At 60.7% G+C, this 2,453-nt stretch carries 4 protein-coding genes; 3 read left to right on the top strand and 1 reads right to left on the bottom strand.

The genetic code is table 11. From position 1 onward, the window contains the following. The first annotated feature begins 14 nt into the window (after window positions 1–14). Entirely contained in the window at window positions 15–977 is a 963-nt protein-coding gene (locus tag VJR29_02640; protein HKY62291.1) for a PHB depolymerase family esterase, read from the top strand. Between the two features lie 4 nt (window positions 978–981). Here the strand turns inward: VJR29_02640 and VJR29_02635 are convergent, their stop codons facing one another. Beyond that, complete coding sequence (locus VJR29_02635) at window positions 982–1,215, bottom strand: hypothetical protein (protein ID HKY62290.1); 234 nt, start codon at window positions 1,213–1,215, stop codon at window positions 982–984. A gap of 101 nt (window positions 1,216–1,316) precedes the next feature. On the opposite strand from VJR29_02635, the gene VJR29_02630 reads away from it, so the two are divergent. Further along, window positions 1,317–1,676: a DUF1428 domain-containing protein gene (locus VJR29_02630; GenBank protein ID HKY62289.1), complete on the top strand. Its 360-nt coding sequence runs from the start codon at window positions 1,317–1,319 to the stop codon at window positions 1,674–1,676. A 31-nt stretch (window positions 1,677–1,707) separates the two neighbouring features. After that, window positions 1,708–2,391 (top strand): hypothetical protein, encoded by a 684-nt coding sequence (locus tag VJR29_02625; protein HKY62288.1) that lies wholly within the window; start codon window positions 1,708–1,710, stop codon window positions 2,389–2,391. Window positions 2,392–2,453 lie beyond the last annotated feature (62 nt).

Genomic DNA, 2,453 nt, shown 5'->3' with positions numbered 1-2,453 from the left:
AATCAGGAGGGGCCATGAAAATCTTATTCTCGCGGGCTCTGCTCGCTTCGCTGGCGACCGCGCTTTTCTTCGCCGGCTGCTCTCAACAAAGCGCATCGACTTCCGAAACTCCCGAAAGCACCGCCCAAACTCCGGCCGCTGCGCCGCTGGCCCCGGGAATTTATCGACGCAGCCTCGCGGTCAATGGAACGCTCCGGTATTACAACCTCCACGTGCCGACCGGCTATGACGGCTCGGTCTCCTTGCCGCTGGTTTTCGTGCTGCACGGCTACAGCGGAACGGCCCAGAGCATCGCCATCAGCACCGGCATGAGCCTTAAAGCCGATCAGGCCGGCTTCTTGGTGGCCTACCTCGAAGGCACCACCGGTGACGGCTTCTTTCAAGCCTGGAACACCGGCCTGACGCCCGAGCTCGGCCTGACCGTTGACGACGTCGCCTTCGTTCGCGAGCTCGCGGAACAATTGAAAGCGGAGCTGGCCGTCGATGCCAAGCGGATCTATGCCGCCGGGATGTCCAACGGCGGCTTCATGTGCCACCGCTTGGCGGCCGAGCTGCCCGACCTCCTCGCCGCCGTGGCTCCGGTGGCCGGGACGATCGGGACCAGTCCCAATAGTGGAGTCGATTATTACATGATTCCCCCGGCCCAAGGCCCGATCCCGATACTCATCGTTCACGGCGAGCTGGATGCCAACATCCCCTACGACGGCGGCCAGGGCAGCGGCGCCGGTCAGCTCTACGTCAAGTCGGTGGCTGACGCGGTCGCTTTCTGGGCTCAGGCCGACAGCTGCGCCGGCAACGCCGAAACCACGGTGAACGGCAATGTCACCCTCATCCGCCATGGCGATTGCGCCGAGGGCAGCGAAGTGCGCCACATCAAAATTTCCGACGGCTATCACGAATGGCCGACCGCCCAAGGCCATACCGGCTTTTCGGCCACCGACGCGATCTGGGAGTTTTTCCAGCAACATTCCTTATAAACGCTCAGAACTGAACTCCCAGCGCCAGGCCGCCGTCAATGACCGTGGGATCGGCCACGCTCTGCCGAAGGGAAGAAGGCAGCAAGGCCGTCACCTCGAGATGGGGCCTTAGGTTGAGCTTGGATTGAGCCACCCCGAAATAGGCCTCGTTGAATTTCCCATTGGCCCAACCCAGCCCCAAGGAAGTTTTGATCGTCAGCTTTGGGTGCAGGTCCTTTTCGAAAGAGCCGCCGAACAATCCGAAATAAGCCTACCTCCACCTGGCATGCCACAAAGCTTGAATTCGACCGTCTTTGGAATTTAAAATCCGCCTGGATCTCCCGAACCAAAGGAGGAAATATGGCGTACGTTGACGGTTTTGTCGTCCCAGTTCCCAAGAAAAAGGTCCCGGCCTATCGGCGGATGGCCCAGAAGGCCGGAAAGGTTTGGCGCGAGCACGGAGCCCTCGAATACCGCGAATGCATCGCCGACGACGTCCAACGCGGCAAATCGACCTCCTTCCCTAGGTCGGTCAAGCTGAAACCCAGCGAAGTGGTTTGGTTTTCCTGGATCGTTTACAAATCGCGGAAAGACCGCGACCGGGTCCTGAAGAAAGTCATGGCCGACAAAAGGCTGGCCGCAATGATGGACCCTAAAAAGATGCCTTTCGACGGGAAGAGGATGTTCTGGGGCGGTTTCAAGCTAGAGGTAGACATCTAATCCAGTGGCTCCCCAATCCCAAGGAGGATCTATGAAAACCCCTATCGGACTATTGGCCGCGCTCGCCTTGACGGCAGCCGGCTCAACGGCCCAAGCCGACCATCATGAAGTCTTTATTCACGACATCCTATCGTTGGACGCTAGCTCCTGCGCCGTCGAGCTGCAGATCGACGAGGATGGACAGGATGCCTTTATCGGCACCGACCGAGTCGAGATCAACGGGACCTTGCTCGCCGAGATCGGCGACACCGAGGCCGCGACGATCAATGCCGGCGGGAACACCAATGCCGGCGACGACATTCTCTTTGCCAGCAGCGGCTTCGCCGCCGACGTTGGGCTGACGCCCGACGTCGAATTCGACAACGGCGCTTGCGCTTCCTTCGTGCCCGGCGCCGTTTTCACCTTCGTGATCGACGATCCGCTTTTCGGCGGACCCAACGCCGTGATCGACTCCTTCACCCTGCCCGCCGGCTTCATGGCCAACGTCGTCGCCTTCCGCGACTCCGATACGGCGGTCCCTCAACTGATCGGTCTCGACGATGACACCGTGGTCGTGTCGAACAACGCCGGCAACTCAGTGGTCTTGGGAACCAATCCCGATGACGGCGGCGGCTGCCGGCTGGTGCCAGGCTCCCGGGCCCATCCCGAAGCTTGGGCGATCGGAGCCGCTTTGCTCGCCGGGCTCATCTGGCGCCGCCGGTCTCTGATTTCCTGACCGCGGACCGGCCGAATCAAATCGACTTCAAATATTCGATCAGGTCGCTTTTCTCCTGATCG

The sequence above is a fragment of the bacterium genome, from assembly GCA_035281585.1.
In the GTDB taxonomy this organism is placed as follows: domain Bacteria; phylum UBA10199; class UBA10199; order DSSB01; family DSSB01; genus DATEDP01.
The sequence above is the reverse complement of the archived record's forward strand: the minus strand, read 5'-3'. Positions and strand labels throughout refer to the sequence as shown.